Consider the following 21,851-nt stretch of genomic DNA (forward strand, 5'->3'; position numbering starts at 1 on the left):
CGGCGGATGAAACGCCCGCCCTGTCGCGTGCAGGCGTTGCGGTCGGCCGGCAGACTGGCGCATGCAGGGCGGCGTTTGAATTCATAATGCCGCGCGAGGATCGATGGCCGTCACGACCGCAAGCCCGGCCGCCGGGCCCGGACAGAACCAGTCGGCGCGCGCGGCGCTCGCGGCCTTCGTGGGCACCACGATCGAGTGGTACGACTTCTTCATCTACGGCACGGCGGCGGCCCTGGTGTTCGGGCCGCTCTTCTTCACGGCGGAATCGCCCTACATCGCGACGCTCTCGGCCTTCGGCACCTTCGCGGTCGGCTTCCTCGCACGGCCACTCGGCGGCCTGATTTTCGGCCATCTCGGCGACCGGTTCGGGCGCAAGCGCGCCCTGGTGGCGACGCTCGTGATGATGGGCATCGCCACCTCGTGTATCGGCCTGCTGCCGACCTACGCGTCGGTCGGCCTCTGGGCGCCGGTGATGCTGGTCGTCCTGCGGCTGATCCAGGGTCTCGCGGTCGGCGGCGAGTGGGGTGGGGCGGTGCTGATGGCCGCCGAGCACGCGCCGGCCGGGCGCAACACCTTCTTCGCCTCCTTCGCGCAGCTCGGCAGCCCGGCCGGGCAGATCCTGTCGCTGCTGGCCTTCCGGCTCGCGGGCCTCCTCGACAAGGAGAGCTTCCTGACCTGGGGCTGGCGGGTGCCGTTCCTCGTCAGCATCCTGCTGCTCGGCGTCGGGCTCGCGATCCGCCTCGGCGTCGCGGAATCCCCGGCCTTCGAGAAGGCCCGGGCCGCCGGCGGGCCGCCGCCGGCGCCGGTGCGCGAGGTGCTGACGACCTGCCTGAAGCCGGTGCTGCTGGCGGCGGGGGCCAACACCTTCGCGATCGCCTCGGTCTACCTGTTCAACACCTTCATGATCGCGTTCACCACGCAGTATCTCGGCATCGCGCGGGCGACGATCCTCGACGCCCTGCTGATCGCCGCCGTGGTCCAGCTGGTGATGACCCCGGTGGGCGCCCGGATCGCCGAGCTGATCCGCAACGAGCGGCTGTTCCTCCAGGGGACGCTGGTCTGGGCGATGCTGGCCCCCTACCCGCTGTTCTGGCTGGTCGAGACCAAGTCTGTGCCGCTGATCGTGCTGGGTCTCGCCCTCAACGTGGTCGGCAGCGCGACCTTCTACGCGGTGATCGCCGGCTACCTCGCGGGCGCGTTCCCGACGCGGGTGCGCTACACGGCGATCTCCATCGCGTACCAGTTCTGCGGGGCGCTCGCCGGCGGCCTGACGCCGATCGTCGGCACCGTGCTGGCCGAGCGCTTCCAGGGCCACTGGTGGCCGATCGCGGTGTTCGGCACGGCGCTGGCCGGCGTGTCGTTCCTGTGCGTCACGGCGATCGGCGGCTACCGGGCGCGGCAGCGGGGTTTCCTCGACGGGTGAGCGCGACCGGTCAAAGGCGCCGGATCCGGGTAACGCGGGATTCAGACCGGTGGTCCAGGATCGGCGGCATGGATTCGATCGCCGCAGCCGCCGTCCAGATGCTGGGTTCGTCCCAGAACCAGCAGATCGGCATCGCCGTCGCCAAGCAGCAGCTCTCCGCCGACAAGGCGGTCGCCGGGCTGGTGGCGGACAGCGCCGCCCAGGCGGCGAGCGCCGGCCCGCCGGCCCCTCCCGGACAGGGCCAGAGCGTCGACCTGCGGGTCTGACGGAGACGCCGCGCTCCGCTTTCCGGGCCTCGCGCGAACCTGGGGTGCTTCGCTGCGCGCGCGATGTCGGCGGGCTCTCCGGCGGCCGTTGAACGGCCGCCCCTACCCGAAGCCGTAGAGCCGCCGTGGGTTGTCCACGAACACCATCCGGCGCCTGGCCGCGTCCGGCACCCAGTCGGCCATCAGGTCGAGGAGGTCCCGCGTCCGCGGCGGCCCGTCCCAGGCGGCCACGTGCGGCCAGTCCGAGCCCCAGAGGCAGCGGTCCGGCGCGGCGTCGTTGAGCGCCCGGGCGAAGGGGATCGTGTCGGCGTAGGGGGGCCCGGTCACGGAATCCCGGAAGGCACCCGAGAGCTTCACCCAGTTGCCGTCGGCGACGAGGCCGAGCAGCGCCACGAAGCCCGGGTGGTCCAGACCGGCCGAGGTCGGCATGTGCCCCATATGGTCGAAGACCAGCGGCACGGGCAGCCGCGACAGGCGGCCGGCGATCGGCGGCAGCTCGCGAGCATCGAGCAGGAACTGGAGGTGCCAGCCCATCTCGCGGGCGAGCGCCCCGTAGGACTCGACCGCGTCGAGCCCGACCCCGCCGCCGAACAGGACGTTGAGGCGCAGGCCGACGATTCCGGCCTCCTTCAGCGCGGCGAGCTCCGCGTCGGGCAGGCCGAGCGGGATCACCGCGACGCCGCGCAGGCGCTGCCGGTGGGCGCGCAGCGTCTCGACCATCAGCCGGTTGTCGGTGCCGTGCACGCTGACCTGGATCAGCACGCCGTTGGCCATGCCGGTCCCGTCGAGCATCGCCAGATACCGCTCGGCCGGCGCCGCCGGGGGCGTGTAGCTGCGGTCCGCCACCAGGGGATAGTCCGGCGGCAGGCCGATGACGTGGGCGTGCGTGTCGACCGCACCCTCCGGCACGGCGTAGCGGGTCGGGCCTTCCGGATGCGGGTCCGGGGCGGGGCAGTCTCGGATCTCGGGCATGATCAGGAATCCGCGTGCAGGACCTTGCCGCGCGTCTCGGGCAGCGCGAAGGCCGCCAGGAAGAAGATCCCGTAGGCGACGGCCGCGAAGATCGCGATGGCCGAGGCGAGGCCGGCGCGCTCTGCGAGGTAGCCGACCAGCGCCGGGAACAGGGCGCCGATGCCGCGGCCGAAATTGTAGCAGAACCCCTGCCCCGAGCCGCGCAGGCGGGTCGGGTACAGTTCGGTCAGGAAGGCGCCCATGCCGGAGAAGTAGCCGGAGGCGAAGAAGCCCAGCGGGAAGCCCAGCACCCAGAGCACGCCGTTCGAGAGCGGGATCTGCGTGTAGGCCACGATCACCGCGATGGCGCCCAGCGAGAAGATCAGGAAGAGCGGCCGCCGGCCGAGCCGGTCGGCGAGCCACGCGCCCACGAGGTAGCCGGTGAACGAGCCGATGATCAGGGCCGCGAGGTAGCCGGTGGAGGACACGATCGACAGGTGGCGCTCGGTGGTCAGGAAGCGCGGCACCCAGGTGGTGATCGCGTAGTAGCCGCCCTGGCAGCCCGCCGCCGCCAGGGAGGCGAGCAGCGTCGTCTTGAGGATCGGGCCGGAGAAGATCTCCCAGATCTGCGGCCGGTCGCCCGTGGCGGCGGCCCGGGCGCGGGATTCGGCGGCGACCTCCGGCTCCTTCACGTAGCGGCGCAGGTAGAACACCAGCAGCGCCGGCAGCGCGCCCACCGCGAACATCCAGCGCCACGCGGTCTCGGGCGGCAGAAGCGAGAACAGCACCGCCTGCGACAGGACCGCGAGGCCCCAGCCGATCGCCCAGCCGGACTGGACCGAGCCCACCGCCCGGCCGCGATACTCGGCCCGGATCGTCTCGCCGATCAGCACGGCGCCGGCCGCCCACTCGCCGCCGAAGCCGAGGCCGAGCAGCGCCCGCGCGATGAGCAGCTGCTCGAAGTTCTGCACGAAGGCGCAGAGGAGGGAGAACAGCGAGAACCAGAGGATCGTGATCTGCAGCGTCAGCACCCGGCCGATGCGGTCGGCGACGAAGCCCGCGAGCCAGCCGCCGAGCGCCGAGGCCAGCAGCGTCACCGTGGCGGCGAGCCCGGCCGTGCCGGCATCGACGTGCCACAGCGCCATGATCGTGCCGATCACCAGCGGGTAGATCATGAAGTCCATGCCGTCGAGGCACCAGCCGGCGGCGCACGCCCAGAAGGTGTGCCGCTCCGGCGGCGTCATCGATCGGTAGAAGGCGGTGAGGCTGGCGTCGCGGATCTCGACCGCGTCCACGCCCGTGGGCCCCTGCCCGGTTGCTGAACTCATCACCGCCTCCCGCCGCCCGATACCAGTATCAGCGTCCCGGGCAGAGCTGTCCAACGATGCGGCGGATCACGCAAGCAAACGGAAAGGAAAAGGCCGCCCGGAGGCGGCCTGTCCCGTTCTTTTCACGCTCGATCGAGGCTCAGTAGCAGCGCTCGACCAGAACCCGCCGGTAGCCGTAGGGCGTCCAGCGCACCCGCGGGACCGTGTAACAGCCGCCGCCGTAGCCGTAATCGCCGCCGTACCCGTAGCCGACGGGGGCGTAGCCGCCGCCGTAACCGTAGCCGTAACCCGGGTAGCCGTAGCCGCCGTAGAGACCACCGGCCGCGAGGCCGAGCCCGACGCCGAGGCCCAGGCCGCCGAGCCCGTAGCCGTAGCCGCCGCGGTAGCCGTAACCGCCGCGCCAGCCGTAGCCCCGGCCGTAGAAGCCGCGGCCGTAGCCGAAGCCGCCCGGACGGAAGCCGACGCCGCGGAAGCCGCCGCCGAAGCCGCCGTTGCGGAAGCCGCCGAACCCGCCGCCGCGGAAGCCGCCGCCGAACCCGCCACCGTGGAAGCCGCCGCCGAAACCGCCGCCATGGAAGCCGCCGCCGCCGAAGCCGCGCGCGTCCGCGCTGGCCGGCGCCAAGGCCAGAGCACCCGCCGCCAGCAGGGCCGAGCCGAGCACTGCACCCTTCATCACGTCATCTCCGTGGAAACACGCCCTCTGCGGCTAAGAACGCTCGAACCGGTAAAACGGTCCAGCCCCGGCCGCGGCGCGCGGTCGCGAGACGCACCCGGCCGCGTCCGGACCCATCCGGGCGCGGCTCGGACACGAAATTCGCCGCTTTCCAGGGCGAAGGGCGGGCCGAACGAGCTTCGCCGTCCCCGACTCGCCGTCCCCGAGCTGCCTGGAACGAATGATGATGCTGCGCCCGGCTCACGCCCTCTTGATCACGCTGCTCGCCCTCGCGGCCCCGGCCCGGGCGGCCGCCCCGGCCGCGACGGAGCCCTGCCGGGCGGTCGAGGCGCAGGGTGAGACCTTCACGGTCTGCACCATCGACCTCCGGAAGCAGCGGCTGCGGCTGTTCTGGCTCCAGGACGACGGCAAGCCCTACGGCGCCCTCGGCACCCTCGCCGAGAAGCAGGGCGGCCGCCTCGCCTTCGCGATGAACGCCGGCATGTACGACAAGGACCAGGCGCCGGTCGGCCTCTACGTCGAGAACGGGCACGAGCTGAAGCGCGTCTCCACGGCGGACGGGCCGGGCAATTTCCACCTGAAGCCCAACGGGATCTTCTGGCTGAAGGGTGAGCGCGCCGGGGTGGTCGACACGTCCCGCTACCTGCGGGCGAAGATCCGGCCGGATTTCGCCACGCAGTCCGGGCCGATGCTGGTGATCGACGGCCAGATCCACCCGAAGATCGCCGCCGACGGGCCGAGCCAGAAGATCCGCAACGGCGTCGGCGTGCCCGGCGACGGGCACGTGGCGATCTTCGCGATCTCCGAGCGCCCGGTGACCTTCGGCGCCTTCGCGCGGCTGTTCCGCGACGATCTCGGCTGCCGGAACGCCCTGTTCCTCGACGGCTCGGTCTCCAGCCTCTACGCGCCGAACCTCGGCCGCACCGACATCAGCCGCCCTCTCGGGCCGCTGGTCGGCGCGCTGCCGCGGTGAGGGCCGCCCTCAGCGCTGGCCGAAGGCCGTGTCCTTGAACAGGTCCTTGTACTCCCGCGGCTGCGAGCGCCAGTACTGCTTGGGCGCGCGCACCCGGGCGCCGAGCTCGGCGGCGGCGTGCCAGGGCCAGCGCGGATCGTACAGCATGGCGCGGGCGAGCGAGATCGCGTCCGCCCGGCCCTCCTGCAGGATCGTCTCCGCCTGCCGGGCCTCGGTGATCAGCCCGACCGCGATGGTGGTGAGCCCGGTCTCCGCCTTGATCCGCTCGGCGTAGGGCACCTGATAGCCCGGCCCGAGCCTGATCGCCTGCTTGGGCGAGACGCCGCCCGTGGAGACGTGGAGCGCCGGCGATCCGGCCCGCTTGAGGGCCTGGGCCAGCTCCACCGTCTCGTCGAGATCCCAGCCGTCCTCGACCCAGTCGGTGGCCGAGACCCGCAGCCAGACCGGGCTGCCGGCGGGGACGACATCCCGCACCGCGTCGTAGACCTCCAGGGGGAAGCGCATGCGGTTGGCGAGGCTGCCGCCGTATTCATCTGTCCGCTTGTTGGCGATCGGCGACAGGAACTGGTGCAGCAGGTAGCCGTGGGCGCCGTGCAGCTCGACGGCCTCGATGCCGAGGCGCACGGCCCGCTTGGCGGTGGCCACGAACTGGTCGCGGACGCGCTTCAGGTCGGCGGCGTCGAGGGCGTGGGGCGGGACCTCGCCCTCCCCGTGCGCGACCGCCGAGGGCGCCTCGGTGCGCCAGCCGTAGGCGTGCTCCGGCGCGATCTGCTGGCCGCCGGCCCAGGGGGCCTCGCTGGACGCCTTGCGCCCGGCATGGGCGATCTGGATGCAGACCGGGATCGGCGCGTACTCGCGCACGGCGTCGAGCACCCGACCCAGCGCCCGCTCGCAGCCGTCGTTGTAGAGGCCGAGATCCCAGGCGGTGATCCGCGCCTCCGGGGAGACCGCGGTGGCCTCCAGGGTCAGCAGGCCAGCCCCCGACATGGCGAGCTGGCCGAGATGCATCATGTGCCAGTCGGTCGCCTCGCCGTCCCGCGCCGAGTACTGGCACATCGGCGCGACGAGGATGCGGTTCTCGAGCGTCAGCGCGTCGAGCGTCAGCGGTTCGAACAGGCGAGCGGTCATCGGCAACTCCTGGTGGAGGGTTCACTCTGGCCCAGGACGGGCGCGCCGGCCAGTGCGGTGCGGCAGAGCACCTCTGCGAGCGGGCGTTGCGGGAACTTGCGGATGTGGCCGCCCGTTTCCTGGCCTGTCGCCGCATCGCGGCAATCGACGCGAACCGCCTGAGGGGGCGAGATCGCCCGAGGTCCAGATGATGCTCACCAGACTCGCCGTCCCGCTCGCCCTGGCCGCCGGCTGCGCCGCCCTCGCGGGCACCGCCCAGGCCCAGCCCGCCGCCTTCGGCGGCCCCAAGATGCTGATCCACGGGAATTACTGCGGACCGGGCAACAACGCGCCCCTCCCGCCGATCGACGCCCTCGATGCCGCCTGCGCCCGCCACGACGCCTGCACGCCGAACGGCGGCCTGCCTTCGGAGGCCTGCAATCTCCGCCTGCAACAGGAGGCGACGCTGATCTCGCGCGATCCGCGGCAGCCGCAGGATGTCCGGTCCCTCGCCGGCCTCGTGGCCGCCACCGCGACGCTGATCCCGTCCGAGCCGAACGCCCGGCGCGTCCCGGCCTCGGTCACCACGGGTCCGACCGCGGGGACCTACGCGCCCGCCCTGACGCAGCCGGCGCCGACGGTCGATATCGACACCGACGACGACGGCGCCGACGCGGATTGAGGCGGGCCGCGATCGCCCGTCAACGCGCAAGCGGCGCGGTCCGGCACCCTACCGGTCCGCGCCGATCTCCCGGTCCTTCAGGCTGTCGCCGATCTCGTCGAGGGCCGCCGCGTCGTCGATCGTCGCCGGCATCGTCCACGGCTCGTGATCGGCGATGCGCTTCATCGTGGCCCGCAGGATCTTCCCCGACCGGGTCTTGGGCAGCCGCGGCACGGTCAGCGCCAGCTTGAAGGCCGCCACCGGGCCGATCTCGTCCCGCACCTTGGCGACGAGTTCCCGCTCGATCGTCTCGGTCGGCCGGGCGACGCCGGCCTTCAGCACCACGAACCCGCAGGGCACCTCTCCCTTCAGCGCGTCGCGGATGCCGATGACCGCGCATTCCGCCACGTCCGGGTGGCTCGCCAGCACCGCCTCCATGCCGCCGGTGGACAGACGGTGGCCCGCGACGTTGATGATGTCGTCGGTCCGTCCCAGGACCGTGATGTAGCCGTCGGCGTCGATCACCCCGGCATCCGACGTGTCGTAGTAGCCCGGGAAGGTGGCGAGGTAACTCGACCGCATACGGTCGTCCGAGCCCCAGAGGGTCGGCAGGCAGCCGGGCGGCAGGGGCAGGCGGATCGCGATGGTGCCCATGGTCCCCGCCGGAACCGGCTTCCCGCCCTCGTCCAGGACTTCGACCCGGTAACCCGGCATCGGCACGCAGGTGCTGCCGTGCTTCACCGGCAGGAGGCCGAGGCCCATCGGGTTGCCGGCGATCGGCCAGCCGGTCTCGGTCTGCCACCAGTGGTCGACGACCGGTCGGCCCAATACGCGCTCGGCCCAGGCGACCGAGTCGGGGTCAGCGCGCTCGCCCGCCAGGAACAGGCTGCGGAAGGCCGAGAGGTCGTGATCGGCGATCCGGGCGCCCTTCGAATCCTCCTTCTTGATCGCCCGCAGGGCCGTGGGCGCGGTGAACAGGCAGACCACCCCGTACTCGGCGACCACCCGCCAGAAGGCACCGGCATCGGGCGTGCCGACAGGTTTTCCCTCGTAGAGGACCGTGGTGCAGCCGTGCAGGAGCGGCGCGTAGACGATGTAGGAATGACCGACGACCCAGCCGATGTCGGAGGCGCAGAAGTAGGTCTCGCCGGGCTGGACGCCGTAGAGGTTCGGCATCGACCAGGCCATGGCGACGAGGTAGCCACCGGTATCGCGGACCACGCCCTTCGGCTTCCCGGTCGTGCCGGAGGTGTAGAGGACGTAGAGCGGGTCGGTGGCGGCGACCGGCACGCACGCCGCGCTCCGCCCCGCCGTCCGGGCGGCCGCCACGGTCTCACCCCAGTCGCGATCCCGGTCCGCGACGAGGGTCGCGGGCCCTTGCGGGCGCTGGAGGATCAGGCAGGCCTCCGGCTTGTGCCGCGAGGCCGCGATCGCCGCGTCGAGGAGCGGCTTGTAGGCGACCACGCGGTTCGGCTCGATCCCGCAGGAGGCGGCGAGCACCACCTTCGGCGCCGCGTCCTCGATCCGCACCGCCAGCTCGTTGGCCGCGAAGCCGCCGAACACCACCGAGTGAACCGCGCCGAGCCGGGCGCAGGCCAGCATGCCGAACAGCGCCTCGGGCACCATCGGCATGTACAGGATCACCCGGTCGCCCTTGCCGACGCCGAGGTCGGCCAGCACGGCGGCCAGCACCGCCACCTCGTCGCGCAGCGCCCGGTAGGTGATGCTGCGCTTGGTCCCGGTCACGGGCGAGTCGTAGCGGATCGCCACCTGATCCGCCCGGGCCCCGTCCGCGTGGCGGTCCACCGCGTTGTGGCAGGCGTTCAGGGTGCCGTCCGGGAACCAGCGTCCGTAGGGGCCGGAATCCGGCGCGAAGGCCCGCTCCGGCGCCCGCGCCCAGTCGAGGGCCCGCGTCGCACCGAGCCAGAACGCCTCGGGGTCGCGGCAGGCCGATTCGTAGATCTCCGGGTAGCGGCCCGGCAGGCTGGCTCTCGTCATCGGTTGGGCGTTTCCTCGCGGACCGCTCTCCGGCGGCGGGTCGCAGAGTAGCCCATTCTCGCGCGCACGGGAGTGGCCACGGGAGGGAGTGGCCACGGGCGTGACGGCCGCGGCTCGGTGCCCCCCATGAGAAAACCGCCGCACCGGGGCTCCCGATGCGGCGGTCGTCAGCGTGAATTCGCTATCGGATTGGACGTCTCAGGCGTCAGTGCAACGTGTCGTTGCCCGCCTGAAGCTTGTTGATCTCGTCCTTGAGGAGGAGTTTCCGTCGCTTCAGCTCGGCGATGTGGAGGTCGTTCGCCGAAGGTCTGTGGATCGCTTCCTGAATCTCGCGCTCGAGGGCTTCGTGCTTCCGGGCGAGTTGGTTCAGATGCGTCTGCAGCGACATGAGTCGAATCTCCTGTCATCGTTTCGACACAACGAGATTGGCACAGGATGCCGGACCTGTCGAAGCGTTTTCTGCTGCTAAGTCTGATGATTGCTTACCGCGCCGCCTTGTCCGGCGCCGGAGCGTGACGCATGCTCTCGGGCGACGAACGGTCTTCGGGTTCTCAGGTGACGATGGCGGACGAGGCGGGTGAGGGTGCGCAGTCGGACCTCCTGGGCGAACTGGCGCGGCTGCGCGAGGAGCACCGGGATCTCGACAGCGCCATCGAGGCGCTGGAGCGCAGCGTTGCCGGGGACCAGCTCCAGATCCAGCGCCTGAAGAAGCGCAAGCTCACGCTGCGCGACCGCATCTATCACATCGAGGACGCGCTCACGCCGGACATCATCGCCTGATGCCGGTGGACGCCCTCCGGCCCCGCCTTGCCGCAGGCCCGCGCCGCCTGTAAGCGCCCTCTTTTGCCGGGATCAACGATGGCGTCGCCTCCTCCGGTCGCGATCATCATGGGCAGCCAGTCCGACTGGGCGACCATGCGTCATGCCGCCGAGACGCTCGACGCGCTCGGCGTACCCTACGACGCGCGCATCGTGTCGGCCCACCGCACGCCGGACCGGCTCGTCGCCTTCGCCAAGGGCGCGGTCGCAGCCGGCCTCAAGGTGGTGATCGCCGGTGCGGGCGGCGCCGCGCACCTGCCCGGCATGGCGGCCGCGATGACCCGCCTGCCGGTCTTCGGCGTGCCGGTGGAGTCGAAGGCCCTCTCCGGCCAGGACAGCCTGCTCTCCATCGTCCAGATGCCGGCCGGCATCCCGGTGGGGACCCTGGCGATCGGCCGGGCCGGGGCGGTGAACGCGGCCCTGCTCGCCGCCGCCGTCCTGGCGCTGACCGACCCGGACTTGGCGGAGCGCCTGGAGGCGTGGCGCGCGGCCCAGAGCGCCTCGGTGGCCGAACGGCCGGTGACGGAAGAGAACGCGTGACGGACAAGATCCTCGGCCCCGGCTCCATCCTCGGCATCGTCGGTGGGGGCCAGCTCGGGCGCATGATCGCGCTCGCGGCGGCCGATTACGGCCTCAAGGCGCATGTCTACGCGCCCGACGCGGACAGCCCCGCCTTCGACGTGGCCGCCCGGACCACCTGCGCGGCCTACGACGACGCCGCGGCGCTGGCGGATTTCGCCCGCGGCGTCGACGTCGTGACCTACGAGTTCGAGAACATCCCGCACGCAACCGCCGACGTCCTCGCCCGGCACGCCGTCCTGCACCCGAACGCGCGCGCGCTCTCGACCACGCAGGACCGGCTCTCCGAGAAGGAGTTCATCAACGGCCTGGGCATTCCGACGGCGCCGTTCCGGGCGGTGGACACGCCCGACGACCTCGACCGGGCGATCGAGGTGATCGGCCTGCCGGCCGTGCTCAAGACCCGCCGCTTCGGCTACGACGGCAAGGGGCAGCGCATGCTCCGCGAGCGGGCCGAGGGCGACCGCAATGCCCTGTTCGCCGAGTTCGGCGGCGCGCCGCTGATCCTGGAGGGCTTCGTGCCGTTCGAGCGCGAGGTCTCGGTGGTGGGCGCGCGCGGGCGCGACGGCAGCTTCGCGGCCTACGACCTCTGCGAGAACGAGCACCGCGACCACATCCTCGCCCTGACCCGGGTGCCGGCGCCCGGCGTGTCCGCCGAAACGGGCCGCGCCGCCGTCGAGATCGCCCGGCGGATCGCCGACGCCCTCGACTATGTCGGCGTGCTCGCCGTCGAGATGTTCCTCGTCCGCGAGGACGGGGCGGAGCGGCTCGTGGTCAACGAGATCGCGCCCCGGGTGCACAATTCCGGCCACTGGACCAGCGAGGGCGCGCTGACTTCGCAGTTCGCCCAGCACGTGCGCGCCGTCTGCGGCTGGCCGCTGGGCGATGCGGGCCGGGTCGGCGGCCTGCCCGTCGAGATGCGCAACCTGATCGGCGCCCAGGCCGACGACTGGCACGCCCTGCTGGCCGAGCCCGGCGCCCACCTGCACCTGTACGGCAAGGGCGAGGCGCGCCCCGGCAGGAAGATGGGCCACGTCACGCGTCTCGGGCCTGGCCCGACCGGATCCTGAGGCTTCGAGGGCACACCCGCGTCGCCGCATGACCGCCGGAAGGCCGTTCGCGGTCCCGCGGAACGGTCGAGCCATACCTTCGCCACATCCCGCCGCTTCCACGACACCGTGGTCGGTTCCGAATGCTGCCGCTCGAGCCCGCCCGCACCGCTCCGGTCCCGCCGGGACCGGCGGGGCCGGATCACGACGCGGCGCTTCTTAAGCCGGCCTTCACCGTGATGCGCGACGGTGCCCCGAACTCGGGCGTGCCCGGCGCTCGGCGCGGGCTCTTGGACTGTGAGGGGCGGGGCGGGCGCGCGCGGAGCGGGCGACGCCTCGGGGAGAGTGGGGCAATGAACGTACGCAACCGGCTGGGACGGAAGACGGCACTGATCGGCGCGGCCTTGGTCTCGGCTGCCGGCCTCGCGGGCTGCGAGACCGTCGGCAGCGCGGCCGGCCCGCGGCAATACGCGGTCCTGGAGAAGGACACGACCGGCGCCACGAACGTCAACATCGCCTCCCTGACCGAGGTCGTGCAGCGCAACCCGAACGATGCGGCGGCCTACAACACCCGCGGCGCCGCCTACGCCCGCGCCGGCCAGTTCAACGACGCCATCGGCGACTTCACCAAGGCGATCCAGCTCGATCCGAACTCCGCCTCCGCCTACAACAACCGCGCCCTGGCGAACCGCCAGATCGGCCGCGACGGCCCGGCGCTGCAGGACTTCTCCAAGGCGATCGGGATCGATCCGAATTACGGGCCGGCCTATATCGGCCGGGCCAATGTCGAGCGCGCGCAGGGCAACCTCGACCAGGCGCTGAACGACCTCAACGTCGCGATCCGCCTGAGCCCCGAATCCGCGCAGGCGTACCATGCCCGCGGCCTCGTGAAGCAGAAGCAGGGCCAGGACACCCAGGCGATCGCCGATTTCGACGCCGCCATCGACCGCGACCCGTTCGTGGCCGCGCCCTACGCGGCCCGCGGCCAGAGCCTGATCGCGACCAACCAGTACGCGAAGGCGATTGAGGACTACAACGCCGCGCTCAACGTGAATGCCAAGGACGCCACCTCCTGGGCCTATCGGGGCCTCGCCTACGAGAAGCAGGGCCAGCGCAAGGAGGCGATGGAGAACTACCAGCGCGCCTCGACGATCGACCCCAACAACACCGTCGCGCGGGCCGGCCTCGGCCGCGTCCAGGGCGGGGTCGGCACGCTGTTCAACTGATCGCTCCGTCATCGCGCGCGGAGCGAGGCGGCCCGGGGCAGCGCGACACGTTCGCGCGCGGCGCCACCGGATCGCTCCGCTCCGCCCGCAGGGACGGTGCCAGCGCCTGAGGCGAACTACGCCGCCAGCAGGCCGTTCTCGTCCTGCGTGATCCGGCGCAGGTGGTGGGCGGTGTCGCCGAGCTGGTACTCGATCATGGCGAGCCGCTTGAAGTGGTGGGCGCCGATATACTCGAGCGTCATGCCGATGCCGCCGTGGAGCTGCACCGCCTCCTGGCCGACGTAGCGGCAGGCCTTGTTGATCTGCACCTTCACGGCCGACAGGGCCGCCGCCCGCGCGCGCGGCTCGGGTGTGTCCACCATCATGGCGGCGTAGAGCGCCATGGAGCGGGCCTGCTCAAGCTGGATCAGCATGTCGACGGCGCGGTGCTGCAGCGCCTGGAACGAGCCGACGCTGACGCCGAACTGCTTGCGGGTCTTGAGGTACTCCACCGTGAGCTTGTGGAGCGCGTCCATGGAGCCCACCGCCTCGGCGGCGAGCGCCGCGATCCCGTGCTCCACCACCCGCTCCAGGAGCGGCAGGCCGCCCTCCGGGTCGCCGAGCGCCGCGTCGGCCGGGAGCGTCACGTCGGAGAAGGACACCTCGGCGGCCCGGCCGCCGTCCTGGGTCGGGTAGGCCTCGATGGCGACGCCGGGGGCGTCGGTCGGGACGAGGAACAGGCCGATCCCGCTCGGGTCGCGCCGCTCGCCCGAGACGCGGGCCGAGACCACCATCAGGCCGGCCGCGTCGGCGTTGGGCACGACGCTCTTCGCCCCGCTCAGCACGTAGCCCTCGCCGGAGCGCCGGGCGGTCGTCGCCACGTCGGCGAGGTCGTAGCGGGACTGGCGCTCGGTGTGGGCGAGGGTCAGGCGGAGGTCGCCGGCGACGAGTCCCGGGACGAGGCGCTCCCGCTGCGCGGCGCTGCCGCCGAGCCGCAGGGCCGTCGAGCCCAGCACGAGGCTCGCGAGCAGGGGCTCGACCACGAGGTTGCGGCCCACCGCCTCCATGACCAGCATGGTCTCGACCGGGCCGCCGCCGAGGCCGCCCTCGTCCTCGGAGAAGGGCAGGCCGGCGACCCCGAGTTCCGCGAAGGCCGCCCAGCCGTCCTCGGGGAAGCCGAGGGGCGCCTTGAGGCGCGCCTGCCGGCTCTCCAGCGACGGGTAGAGGTCGGCGGCCAGCCGCTCGACGCTGTCGCGCAGGAGCGACTGGTCCTCGTTCAGGTCGAAATCCATGGTGTTCCCTCGCGGAAATCGTCGGAGGCGCCCGGCACCTCAGGATGAGGGGGAGGACGGGGCGAGGCGACCGCTCACAACCCCAGGATGCCCTTGGCGATGACGTTGTGCTGGATCTCGTTCGAGCCGCCGTAGATCGAGACCTTGCGGTTGTTGAAGTAGCTCGGCGCCGCCGCGTCGACCCAGTCGAAGCCGCCGGGCAGGTTGTTGGCCCCGGCCCCGCGCGCGGGCGCCGCCAGGGCGAAGGGCCCGGCGAGCTCCACCAGCAGCTCGGTCGCCGCCTGCTGGAGCTGCGAGCCGCGGATCTTGAGCAGCGACGAGGCCGGGTCCGGCTCCACCGAATCCGCCCTTCCCTGCTTGGCCGCCACCCGCATCTGGGTGATCTCCAGGGCCTTCAGCTCGACCTCGACCTCCGCGACGCGGGCGCGGAAGGCGGGATCGTCCCACATCGTGCCGGACCCGGCCGGCATCTCGCGGGCCAGCCGCTTGATGCGGGCGATCCGCTCCTTGGTCAGCCCGATCCGGGCGATGCCGGTGCGCTCGTTGGCGAGCAGGAACTTCGCGTAGTCCCAGCCCCGGTTCTCCTCGCCGACTAGGTTCTCCACGGGCACGCGCACGGCGTCGAAGAAGACCTCGTTGACCTCGTGCCGCCCCTCCAGCGTCAGGATCGGCCGCACGGTGATCCCGGGCGTCGTCATGTCGATGAGCAGGAAGGAGATGCCGCGCTGCTTCTTGGCCTCGAAATCGGTGCGCACCAGGCAGAAGATCCAGTCGGCGTGCTGGCCGAGCGTCGTCCAGGTCTTCTGGCCGTCCACGACGTAGTGGTCGCCGTCGCGCACCGCCCTGGTCTTCAGCGAGGCGAGGTCCGAGCCGGCGCCCGGCTCGGAGAAGCCCTGGCACCACCAGTCGTCGAGGTTGGCGGCGCGCGGCAGGAAGCGCGCCTTCTGGTCCTGCCGCCCGAAGGTCGCCAGCACCGGGCCGAACATGTAGCAGTTGAATTGCTGGGGCAGCGGCACCGCCGCCTGGAACAGCTCCTCGGTGTAGATGTAGCGCTGGATCGGGGTCCAGTCCCGGCCCCCCCATTCCTGCGGCCAGTGCGGCACCGCCCAGCCCTTGGCGTTGAGGATCCGCTGGCTCGTGACGTAGTCCTCCTTCGAGAGACTGCGCCCCTCCGAAACCTTCTTCCGGATCTCCGTCGGGATTTCCGTCCTGCAGAAGGTCCGGACCTCGTCGCGGAACGCGATCTCGTCGTCGGTGAAGCGCAGGTCCATCGGCTCAGCTCCGGGCGATCTCGAACAGGCCGGCGCAGCCCTGGCCGCCGGCGACGCACATGGTCACGACGGCGTAGCGCGCGCCGCGGCGGCGGCCCTCCAGCAGGGCGTGGCCCACGAGCCGCGCCCCCGACATGCCGAACGGGTGGCCGACCGCGATGGCGCCGCCGTTGACGTTGACCTTCTCGGGGTCGATCCCGAGCGTGTCCCGGCAGTAGACCGACTGGGACGCGAAGGCCTCGTTCAGCTCCCACAGGTCGATGTCGGAGACGCGCAGGCCCTGGCGCTCGAGGAGCCGCGGCACCGCGAAGACCGGGCCGATGCCCATCTCGTCCGGCCCGCAGCCCGCCGAGGCGAAGCCTCGGAAGATGCCGAGCGGTTCGAGGCCGCGCCGCGCCGCCTCGTCGGCCGACATCAGCACGCTGGCCGAGGCGCCGTCCGAGAGCTGGCTGGCATTGCCCGCCGTGATGAAGGCCCCCTCCCCGCGCACGGGCTTGAGCTTGGACAGCCCCTCCAGGGTCGTGTCCGGGCGGTTGCCCTCGTCCTTGGCGAGCCGGGTCTCGACCTCCCGGGTCTCGCCGGTGGCCTTGTCGGTCACCGCCATGACGGCGCTCATCGGGACAATCTCGTCGTCGAACAGCCCGCATTCCTGCGCCGCAGCGGTCCGTCGCTGGCTCTCCAGGGCGAAGTGGTCCTGCGCCTCCCGGGAGATCCGATAGCGCTCCGCCACGATGTCGGCGGTCTCGATCATCGGCATGTAGATCGCCGGCAGATGCGCCTCCAGCCACGCGTTGCGGGTCAGCTCCCGCTGGACCTTCGGTTGGACGAGGCTGATCGACTCGACGCCGCCCGCCACCGCCACCGGCACGCCGTCGAGGATGATCCGGCGCGCCGCGCTGGCGATCGCCTCCAGGCCCGAGGCGCAGAAGCGCGAGACCGTGACGCCGGCCGACTCGACCGGGATCCCCGCCACCAGGGCCGCGTGGCGGGCGACGTTGCCGCCCGTGGCGTTCTCGGGATAGCCGCAGCCGAGCACCACCTCCTCGACGGCCGCGGGCTCCAGGGACGCCCGATCCAGGGCGCCGCGGATCGCGTGGGCCGCGAGGTCGGCGCCGCGGGTGAGGTTCAGCGCGCCGCGATGCGCCTTGCCGATGGGCGTGCGGGCGGTCGAGACGATCACCGCTTCGGTCATGATCGCTCTCCCGCTCAGGCGTTCTTCAGGCCGGCGAAGCTGCCGCCCTCGGCGGCGAGCTTCTTCAGGAGCGGCGCCGGCTCCTGGCTGTCGTCGCCGGTCTCGGCCGCGAAGCGCGACAAGGCTTCGACGACGGTCTTCAATCCGACCGTGTCGGCCCAGTGCATCGGGCCGCCGCGCCAGGCGGGCCAATTGTAGCCGTTGATCCAGATCGTATCGATGTCGCCGGGCCGGGCCGCGATGCCCTCCTCCAGGATCCGCGCGCCCTCGTTGACCATCGGGTACATGAGCCGCGCGACGATCTCGTCGGCCGTGAAGCTGCGGCGCGCGACGCCGTGCTCGGCGGCGACGCGCGCGATCAGCGCCTCCACCTCCGGGTCGCGCGTGCCGGCGCGGGCGCCGTCCGGGTAAAGGTAGAAGCCGCGTCCGGTCTTCTGGCCGAACCGGCCCTGCTCGGCGAGCGAGTCCGCCACCGGCGCCCGACCGCCGAAATCCTTGCGCGAGCGCCAGCCGATATCGAGCCCGGCGAGGTCGGCCATGGCGAAAGGCCCCATCCGGAAGCCGAAGCCAGTGACCGCCGCGTCGACCTCGTGGGGCAGCGCGCCCTCGAGCAGCAACCGCTCGCCGGCCCGGCTGCGGCGCTCCAGCATCCGGTTGCCCACGAAGCCGAAGCAGACTCCCACCGTCACCGGCAGCTTGTTGAGGCGCTTGCCCAGGTCCAGCGCGGTGGCCAACACGTCCGGTGCGGTTTTCTCCGCACGGACCACCTCGACGAGGCGCATGACGTTGGCCGGGCTGAAGAAGTGCAGGCCGAGCACGTCCTGCGGCCGGTTGGTCACCGCCGCGATGGCGTTCACGTCGAGGTAGGAGGTGTTGGTGGCCAGGATCGCGCCGGGCTTGGCGACCTGATCGAGTTTGGTGAAGATCTCGCGCTTGACGCCCATGTCCTCGAAGGCCGCCTCGACGACGATGTCGGCCTCCCCGGCGTTCTCCAGGCCGAGCGCCCCGGTGATCCGGCCGACCCGCTCGTCGCGCTGGGCCTCGGTGATCGAGCCGCGCTTTTCCGATCCGGCGTAGAGCCCCCTCACCCGGTCGAGGCCGCGCGCCAGGGCGCCCTCTTCCGTCTCGATCACCGTCACGGGGATCCCGGCATTGGCGAAGCACATGGCGATGCCGCCGCCCATCGTGCCGGCGCCGATCACCGCGGCCGTGCGGACGGGGCGGCGGGGCGTGTCCTTCGGCAGGCCGGGCACCCGGCCGGCCTCGCGCTCGGCGAAGAAGGCGTAGCGCAGGGCCTTCGAGCGCGGATCCTCCACCAGGGTGCGGAACTCGGCCCGCTCCACCGCCACGGCGGCATCGAAATCTCGCTCCAGGCCCGCGCGGACCGCCCGCGCCAGGGCGTGGACGTTGGTGGCGTCGGGATCGCGCTTCACCGCCTCCGCGGCCTGCGCCTCGAATTTTTCCCGTGCTTCCGGCGTCAGCGTCTCGGACCGGTCGCGCGCCCGCGGCAGGGCGCCGGAATCGGCGAGTTCCAGGGCGCGGGTGCGCGCTTCCGCGACGAGGTCGCCGAGCACCACGGCGTCCACGATGCCCAGCGTCGCCGCCGTCTCGGCGGAGACCGGCTCGCCGGTGAGCATCATCGCGAAGGCGGCGTCGGGCCCGATCAGCCGCGGCAGGCGCTGCGTGCCCCCCGCCCCCGGGATGATCCCGAGCTTGATCTCCGGCAGGCCGATCCGCGCCGACGGGGACGCGACGCGGCCGTGGCAGGCCATCGCCAGCTCCAGGCCGCCGCCGAGGGCCGCGCCGCCGATCGCCGCCACCACCGGCTTCGGGCTGGCATCGAGCCGGTCCAGGATGTCCGGCAGGCTCGGCGGGTGCTGCGGCTTGCCGAACTCGCCGATATCGGCGCCGCCGACGAACACCTTGCCCTCCGCGGCCAGGACGACGGCCCGGACCGACGCGTCCGCGATGGCGTTCGTCAGGACCTCGTCGAGGGCCGCCCGCAGCGCGGCGCCCAGCGCGTTGACCGGCGGGTTGGCGAGCGTGAGCACGGCCACGCCGCCGTCGACCTCCTGACGAACCACCCGATACTCCCTGTTGTTCTGCAATGCAGAATAAGTGTCCGCGTTTCGGAGGGATGTTGGTCCGAGTGCCCGCCAGCGTCAAGGACGGGCAAGGTCTGTCATCGGGGTGCGGTCAACTGTTCTGCAATGCAGAAAAGTATCGCCTCGGCCGTTTGACCCGCGGCCCGGGGCCATGCCATCACAACGGCCCTGAATGAGACTCGGTTGCGGACGCCGCCCGGCGCGCGAAGGCCGGGCCGCCGGAGGCAGGGGGAGGATCGCGGTGCGCGGCAAGGATCGGGGCGAGCGGCCCGGGGGCGCCTGTCCGGCGCGAGTTCCGGCAGCGGGGAGCGGGCGGTGAGCGACGGTCCCGAGCGCGACCCGGGCGGGCGCCTGCCCGAGATCCTGCGCGGCCGGCTCGCCCTGCCGGTGATCTGCGCCCCGATGTTCATCGTCTCCGGCCCGGAGCTGGTCATCGCCCAGTGCCTGTCCGGGGTCGTCGGCTCCTTTCCCGCGCTGAATGCCCGGCCGGCCGAACTCCTCGACGCGTGGCTCGCGCGGATCACGCAGACGCTCGCGCAGGCCCGCGCCGCCGACCCGTCGCGGAAGATCGCGCCGTTCGCGGTGAACCAGATCGTCCACGCCTCCAACGACCGGCTGGCGCAGGATGTCGAGGCCTGCGTCCGGCACCGGGTGCCGATCATCATCACCTCCCTGCGGGCGCCGGACGCGGTGATCCGCCCGGTCCACGCCTATGGCGGGGTGGTGTTCCACGACGTCACCAATGTCCGCCACGCCGAGAAGGCGCTGGAGGCCGGCGTCGACGGGCTAATCCTGGTCTGCGCCGGGGCGGGCGGGCACGCGGGGACACTGAGCCCCTTCGCCCTGGTGGGCGAGATCCGGCGGTTCTACGACGGGCCGCTGATCCTGTCGGGGGCGATCACCTCGGGCTCCGCGATCCTGGCGGCCCAGGCCATGGGTGCCGACCTCGCCTACATGGGCACCCGCTTCATCGCCACCCGGGAGGCGAACGCGGCGGCGGCCTACAAGGACATGATCGCCGGCAGCGCGGCCGCCGACATCCTCTACACCCCCTACTTCACCGGCGTTCCGGGCAACTACCTGACGCCGAGCATCCGCGCCGCCGGGCTCGATCCCGAGGCCCTGCCGGTGCGCGACAAGACCGCGATGGACTTCGGCAGCGCCAGCGTGAAGGCGTGGCGCGACGTCTGGGGCGCCGGCCAGGGTGTCGGCACCATCGCGGACGCGCCGGCGACCGCCGACCTCGTCGCCCGGCTCGCCCGGGAATACGCGGCGGCGCGGGCGCGGACGGCCGGCAGCTCCGCGGACTACGCCGCGGATTTCGCCGCAGACCGCGACGGCGGGGCCGTTCCGTGAGCGTCCGCCTCGCCGATCCGGAGCCCGGGATCCGGCTCGTCACGATCGACCGGCCGGACCGGCGCAACGCCCTCGACCGGGCGACCTACGCGGGCCTGACCGACGCCCTGGAGGCCGCGGGACGGGACGCGGAGGTGCGCGCCCTGGTCCTCACCGGCGCGGGCGGATGCTTCACCGCCGGCAACGATCTCAAGGATTTCCAGGACGTCGAGACCGGGGGCGACAGTCCCGGCCTCACCTTCCTCAAGGCCCTGCGCGCCTGCCCGCTCCCGGTCGTGGCCGCCGTGGAGGGCCACGCGGTCGGCATCGGCACGACGCTGCTGCTCCACTGCGACCTCGCCTACGCGGGGGACGGGGCACGGTTCCGCCTGCCCTTCACGGCCCTGGGCCTCAGTCCGGAGGGCGGGTCGAGCTACCTTTTGCCCCTGGTGGCGGGATCGAAACGCGCCGCCGAGCTGCTGATGCTCGGCGAGCCCTTCACGGCCGCGGACGCCGCCGCGGCCGGCCTGATCAACGCCGCCGTCCCGGCCGGGACGGCCCTGGAGACCGCACTCGCCAAGGCGCGCGCGCTCGCCGCCCTGCCCCGTGTCTCGATCGCCGCCACCAAGCAGGCGCTGCGGCGCGGCCACGACGACAGCGTCGCCCGCGCCCTCGACGCCGAGGCGGAGGTCTTCCACGCCCTCCGCCGCGGTCCGGCGGCGCAGGCGGCCTTCGCGGCGTTCCTGCGCCGATGAGCGGGCGGATGGAGGTGGAGACCGGCCCGCGCGCCGGATCCGATATCGGGCTCGACACGGCCGAGCCCGACGTGGCCGAGCCCGACGCGGCCGGCGCCGGCGCGAAGGAGGACCGGCACTTCGTCACGGCCCTGGCCCGGGGGCTGTCGGTGCTCGCCTGCTTCGGCCCGGGGCGCACGAGCCTCGCCAACCACGACATCGCTGAGGCCTGCGGGCTGCCGCGCTCCACCGTGTCGCGGCTGACCTACACGCTGACCAAGCTCGGCTACCTGCAGCACATGGCCGAGCTCGGCCGCTACCGCCTCGGCACCGCCACCATCGCGCTGAGCTCGGCCGCCCTGGGCGGCCTCGACGTCCGCGCCATCGCCCGGCCGGTGCTGCGCGCGGTCGCGGAGGCGGCCAACGCCTCGGTCGGCCTCGGGGTGCGGGACCGGCTCAGCATGCGCTACGTCGACTGCCAGCGCGGCCCGGCGGCGATCTCGCTCAACCTCGACACCGGCTCGCGCATCTCGCTGGCCCGCAGCGCCATGGGCCGCGCCTACGTGGCGGTCTGCCCGGACCGGGAGCGCGCGGGCATCTACGAGGACCTGAAGGCGCTGGATCCCGTGGCCTGGCCGGTGCTGCGCGCCGGCCTCGACCGCGCGGTGGAGGAGCACCGGGAACTCGGCTGCTGCACCTCGTTCGGCGAGTGGCAGGAGACGGTCTGCGCCATCGCGGTGGGGTTCCATCCCGGCGGCGGCCTGCCGCCCATGTCGGTCAATTGCGGTGCCCCCACCGTCATCACCGACGCGCGCTTCCTCCTGGAGGTGGCGCGCCCGAGACTGATCGACGCCGTGCGCAGCCTCGACGGCGTCATGGGAGCCTGAGGA

At 72.5% G+C, this 21,851-nt stretch carries 21 protein-coding genes; 11 read left to right on the top strand and 10 right to left on the bottom strand.

Features of this window, described 5'->3' with window-relative positions:
* Positions 1-103 precede the first annotated feature (103 nt).
* Positions 104-1,423, top strand: coding sequence for an MFS transporter (locus BM314_RS20320; RefSeq protein WP_091682248.1), 1,320 nt, complete (start codon positions 104-106; stop codon positions 1,421-1,423).
* Between the two features lie 68 nt (positions 1,424-1,491).
* A complete protein-coding gene (locus BM314_RS20325) occupies positions 1,492-1,689 on the top strand; it encodes a hypothetical protein (RefSeq protein ID WP_091682246.1) in 198 nt (65 codons plus the stop codon).
* Between the two features lie 102 nt (positions 1,690-1,791).
* On the opposite strand, the gene BM314_RS20330 is transcribed toward BM314_RS20325, so the two are convergent.
* From BM314_RS20330 to BM314_RS20340, 3 genes are all read right to left on the bottom strand, one after another.
* Entirely contained in the window at positions 1,792-2,661 is an 870-nt protein-coding gene (locus BM314_RS20330; RefSeq protein ID WP_091979840.1) for an amidohydrolase family protein, read from the bottom strand.
* A 2-nt stretch (positions 2,662-2,663) separates the two neighbouring features.
* On the bottom strand, positions 2,664-3,968 hold the full coding sequence (locus BM314_RS20335) for an MFS transporter (protein ID WP_026604804.1): 1,305 nt from the start codon (positions 3,966-3,968) through the stop codon (positions 2,664-2,666).
* Between the two features lie 139 nt (positions 3,969-4,107).
* On the bottom strand, positions 4,108-4,641 hold the full coding sequence (locus BM314_RS20340; protein ID WP_091927252.1) for a hypothetical protein: 534 nt from the start codon (positions 4,639-4,641) through the stop codon (positions 4,108-4,110).
* Positions 4,642-4,864: 223 nt separating this feature from the next.
* Here BM314_RS20340 and BM314_RS20345 point away from each other — a divergent pair, with 223 nt between their 5' ends.
* Positions 4,865-5,614 (top strand): phosphodiester glycosidase family protein, encoded by a 750-nt coding sequence (locus tag BM314_RS20345; RefSeq protein ID WP_091927307.1) that lies wholly within the window; start codon positions 4,865-4,867, stop codon positions 5,612-5,614.
* 9 nt (positions 5,615-5,623) lie between these two features.
* Here BM314_RS20345 and BM314_RS20350 read toward each other — a convergent pair whose 3' ends face one another.
* Positions 5,624-6,742: an NADH:flavin oxidoreductase/NADH oxidase gene (locus BM314_RS20350; protein ID WP_091927251.1), complete on the bottom strand. Its 1,119-nt coding sequence runs from the start codon at positions 6,740-6,742 to the stop codon at positions 5,624-5,626.
* A gap of 187 nt (positions 6,743-6,929) precedes the next feature.
* On the opposite strand from BM314_RS20350, the gene BM314_RS20355 reads away from it, so the two are divergent.
* Positions 6,930-7,403 carry a phospholipase A2 family protein gene (locus BM314_RS20355; protein ID WP_020092407.1) on the top strand — a complete coding sequence of 158 codons (474 nt, stop codon included), beginning with the start codon at positions 6,930-6,932 and terminating at the stop codon, positions 7,401-7,403.
* 48 nt (positions 7,404-7,451) lie between these two features.
* On the opposite strand, the gene BM314_RS20360 is transcribed toward BM314_RS20355, so the two are convergent.
* Positions 7,452-9,380: a propionyl-CoA synthetase gene (locus tag BM314_RS20360; RefSeq protein ID WP_091979842.1), complete on the bottom strand. Its 1,929-nt coding sequence runs from the start codon at positions 9,378-9,380 to the stop codon at positions 7,452-7,454.
* A gap of 205 nt (positions 9,381-9,585) precedes the next feature.
* Positions 9,586-9,768 (bottom strand): YdcH family protein, encoded by a 183-nt coding sequence (locus BM314_RS20365; RefSeq protein WP_012318068.1) that lies wholly within the window; start codon positions 9,766-9,768, stop codon positions 9,586-9,588.
* Between the two features lie 131 nt (positions 9,769-9,899).
* On the opposite strand from BM314_RS20365, the gene BM314_RS20370 reads away from it, so the two are divergent.
* The 4 genes from BM314_RS20370 to BM314_RS20385 all read left to right on the top strand — a co-directional run bounded on the left by BM314_RS20370 (position 9,900) and on the right by BM314_RS20385 (position 13,053).
* A complete protein-coding gene (locus BM314_RS20370) occupies positions 9,900-10,160 on the top strand; it encodes a YdcH family protein (RefSeq protein ID WP_081636461.1) in 261 nt (86 codons plus the stop codon).
* Between the two features lie 78 nt (positions 10,161-10,238).
* Positions 10,239-10,739 (top strand): 5-(carboxyamino)imidazole ribonucleotide mutase, encoded by a 501-nt coding sequence (gene purE / locus BM314_RS20375; RefSeq protein WP_020092404.1) that lies wholly within the window; start codon positions 10,239-10,241, stop codon positions 10,737-10,739.
* Positions 10,736-11,848, top strand: a complete 1,113-nt coding sequence (locus BM314_RS20380) for a 5-(carboxyamino)imidazole ribonucleotide synthase (RefSeq protein ID WP_091979844.1) — start codon at positions 10,736-10,738, stop codon at positions 11,846-11,848. Before purE ends, BM314_RS20380 begins: the two co-directional genes overlap by 4 nt.
* A gap of 332 nt (positions 11,849-12,180) precedes the next feature.
* Complete coding sequence (locus BM314_RS20385; protein WP_020092402.1) at positions 12,181-13,053, top strand: tetratricopeptide repeat protein; 873 nt, start codon at positions 12,181-12,183, stop codon at positions 13,051-13,053.
* A gap of 116 nt (positions 13,054-13,169) precedes the next feature.
* Here BM314_RS20385 and BM314_RS20390 read toward each other — a convergent pair whose 3' ends face one another.
* From BM314_RS20390 to BM314_RS20405, 4 genes are all read right to left on the bottom strand, one after another.
* Positions 13,170-14,324: an acyl-CoA dehydrogenase family protein gene (locus BM314_RS20390; RefSeq protein WP_091979846.1), complete on the bottom strand. Its 1,155-nt coding sequence runs from the start codon at positions 14,322-14,324 to the stop codon at positions 13,170-13,172.
* Positions 14,325-14,398: 74 nt separating this feature from the next.
* A complete protein-coding gene (locus tag BM314_RS20395; protein ID WP_091979848.1) occupies positions 14,399-15,595 on the bottom strand; it encodes an acyl-CoA dehydrogenase family protein in 1,197 nt (398 codons plus the stop codon).
* Positions 15,596-15,599: 4 nt separating this feature from the next.
* The gene (locus BM314_RS20400) at positions 15,600-16,787 is read right to left on the bottom strand and encodes an acetyl-CoA C-acyltransferase (protein ID WP_091979850.1); all 1,188 of its coding nucleotides are present in this window, start codon (positions 16,785-16,787) and stop codon (positions 15,600-15,602) included.
* Between the two features lie 14 nt (positions 16,788-16,801).
* Positions 16,802-18,871: a 3-hydroxyacyl-CoA dehydrogenase NAD-binding domain-containing protein gene (locus BM314_RS20405; protein WP_091979852.1), complete on the bottom strand. Its 2,070-nt coding sequence runs from the start codon at positions 18,869-18,871 to the stop codon at positions 16,802-16,804.
* Positions 18,872-19,207: 336 nt separating this feature from the next.
* Here BM314_RS20405 and BM314_RS20410 point away from each other — a divergent pair, with 336 nt between their 5' ends.
* From BM314_RS20410 to BM314_RS20420, 3 genes are read left to right on the top strand one after another with little or no spacing between them, the layout of a single operon-like run.
* The gene (locus BM314_RS20410; RefSeq protein ID WP_091979854.1) at positions 19,208-20,248 is read left to right on the top strand and encodes an NAD(P)H-dependent flavin oxidoreductase; all 1,041 of its coding nucleotides are present in this window, start codon (positions 19,208-19,210) and stop codon (positions 20,246-20,248) included.
* Positions 20,245-20,982 (top strand): enoyl-CoA hydratase-related protein, encoded by a 738-nt coding sequence (locus BM314_RS20415; RefSeq protein WP_056523441.1) that lies wholly within the window; start codon positions 20,245-20,247, stop codon positions 20,980-20,982. Before BM314_RS20410 ends, BM314_RS20415 begins: the two co-directional genes overlap by 4 nt.
* A gap of 8 nt (positions 20,983-20,990) precedes the next feature.
* The gene (locus tag BM314_RS20420; RefSeq protein ID WP_091979856.1) at positions 20,991-21,848 is read left to right on the top strand and encodes an IclR family transcriptional regulator; all 858 of its coding nucleotides are present in this window, start codon (positions 20,991-20,993) and stop codon (positions 21,846-21,848) included.
* Positions 21,849-21,851 lie beyond the last annotated feature (3 nt).

Origin of the sequence: Methylobacterium sp. 13MFTsu3.1M2, from assembly GCF_900112625.1 — a bacterium.
Lineage (GTDB): Bacteria > Pseudomonadota > Alphaproteobacteria > Rhizobiales > Beijerinckiaceae > Methylobacterium.

Coding starts and splice junctions, on each gene's coding strand:
- BM314_RS20320 (WP_091682248.1), top strand. CDS start 104: ATGGCCGTCACGACCGCAAGCCCGGCCGCCGGGCCCGGACAGAACCAG.
- BM314_RS20325 (WP_091682246.1), top strand. CDS start 1,492: ATGGATTCGATCGCCGCAGCCGCCGTCCAGATGCTGGGTTCGTCCCAG.
- BM314_RS20330 (WP_091979840.1), bottom strand. CDS start 2,661: ATGCCCGAGATCCGAGACTGCCCCGCCCCGGACCCGCATCCGGAAGGC.
- BM314_RS20335 (WP_026604804.1), bottom strand. CDS start 3,968: ATGAGTTCAGCAACCGGGCAGGGGCCCACGGGCGTGGACGCGGTCGAG.
- BM314_RS20340 (WP_091927252.1), bottom strand. CDS start 4,641: ATGAAGGGTGCAGTGCTCGGCTCGGCCCTGCTGGCGGCGGGTGCTCTG.
- BM314_RS20345 (WP_091927307.1), top strand. CDS start 4,865: ATGATGCTGCGCCCGGCTCACGCCCTCTTGATCACGCTGCTCGCCCTC.
- BM314_RS20350 (WP_091927251.1), bottom strand. CDS start 6,742: ATGACCGCTCGCCTGTTCGAACCGCTGACGCTCGACGCGCTGACGCTC.
- BM314_RS20355 (WP_020092407.1), top strand. CDS start 6,930: ATGATGCTCACCAGACTCGCCGTCCCGCTCGCCCTGGCCGCCGGCTGC.
- BM314_RS20360 (WP_091979842.1), bottom strand. CDS start 9,380: ATGACGAGAGCCAGCCTGCCGGGCCGCTACCCGGAGATCTACGAATCG.
- BM314_RS20365 (WP_012318068.1), bottom strand. CDS start 9,768: ATGTCGCTGCAGACGCATCTGAACCAACTCGCCCGGAAGCACGAAGCC.
- BM314_RS20370 (WP_081636461.1), top strand. CDS start 9,900: ATGCTCTCGGGCGACGAACGGTCTTCGGGTTCTCAGGTGACGATGGCG.
- purE (WP_020092404.1), top strand. CDS start 10,239: ATGGCGTCGCCTCCTCCGGTCGCGATCATCATGGGCAGCCAGTCCGAC.
- BM314_RS20385 (WP_020092402.1), top strand. CDS start 12,181: ATGAACGTACGCAACCGGCTGGGACGGAAGACGGCACTGATCGGCGCG.
- BM314_RS20390 (WP_091979846.1), bottom strand. CDS start 14,324: ATGGATTTCGACCTGAACGAGGACCAGTCGCTCCTGCGCGACAGCGTC.
- BM314_RS20395 (WP_091979848.1), bottom strand. CDS start 15,595: ATGGACCTGCGCTTCACCGACGACGAGATCGCGTTCCGCGACGAGGTC.
- BM314_RS20400 (WP_091979850.1), bottom strand. CDS start 16,787: ATGACCGAAGCGGTGATCGTCTCGACCGCCCGCACGCCCATCGGCAAG.
- BM314_RS20420 (WP_091979856.1), top strand. CDS start 20,991: ATGGAGGTGGAGACCGGCCCGCGCGCCGGATCCGATATCGGGCTCGAC.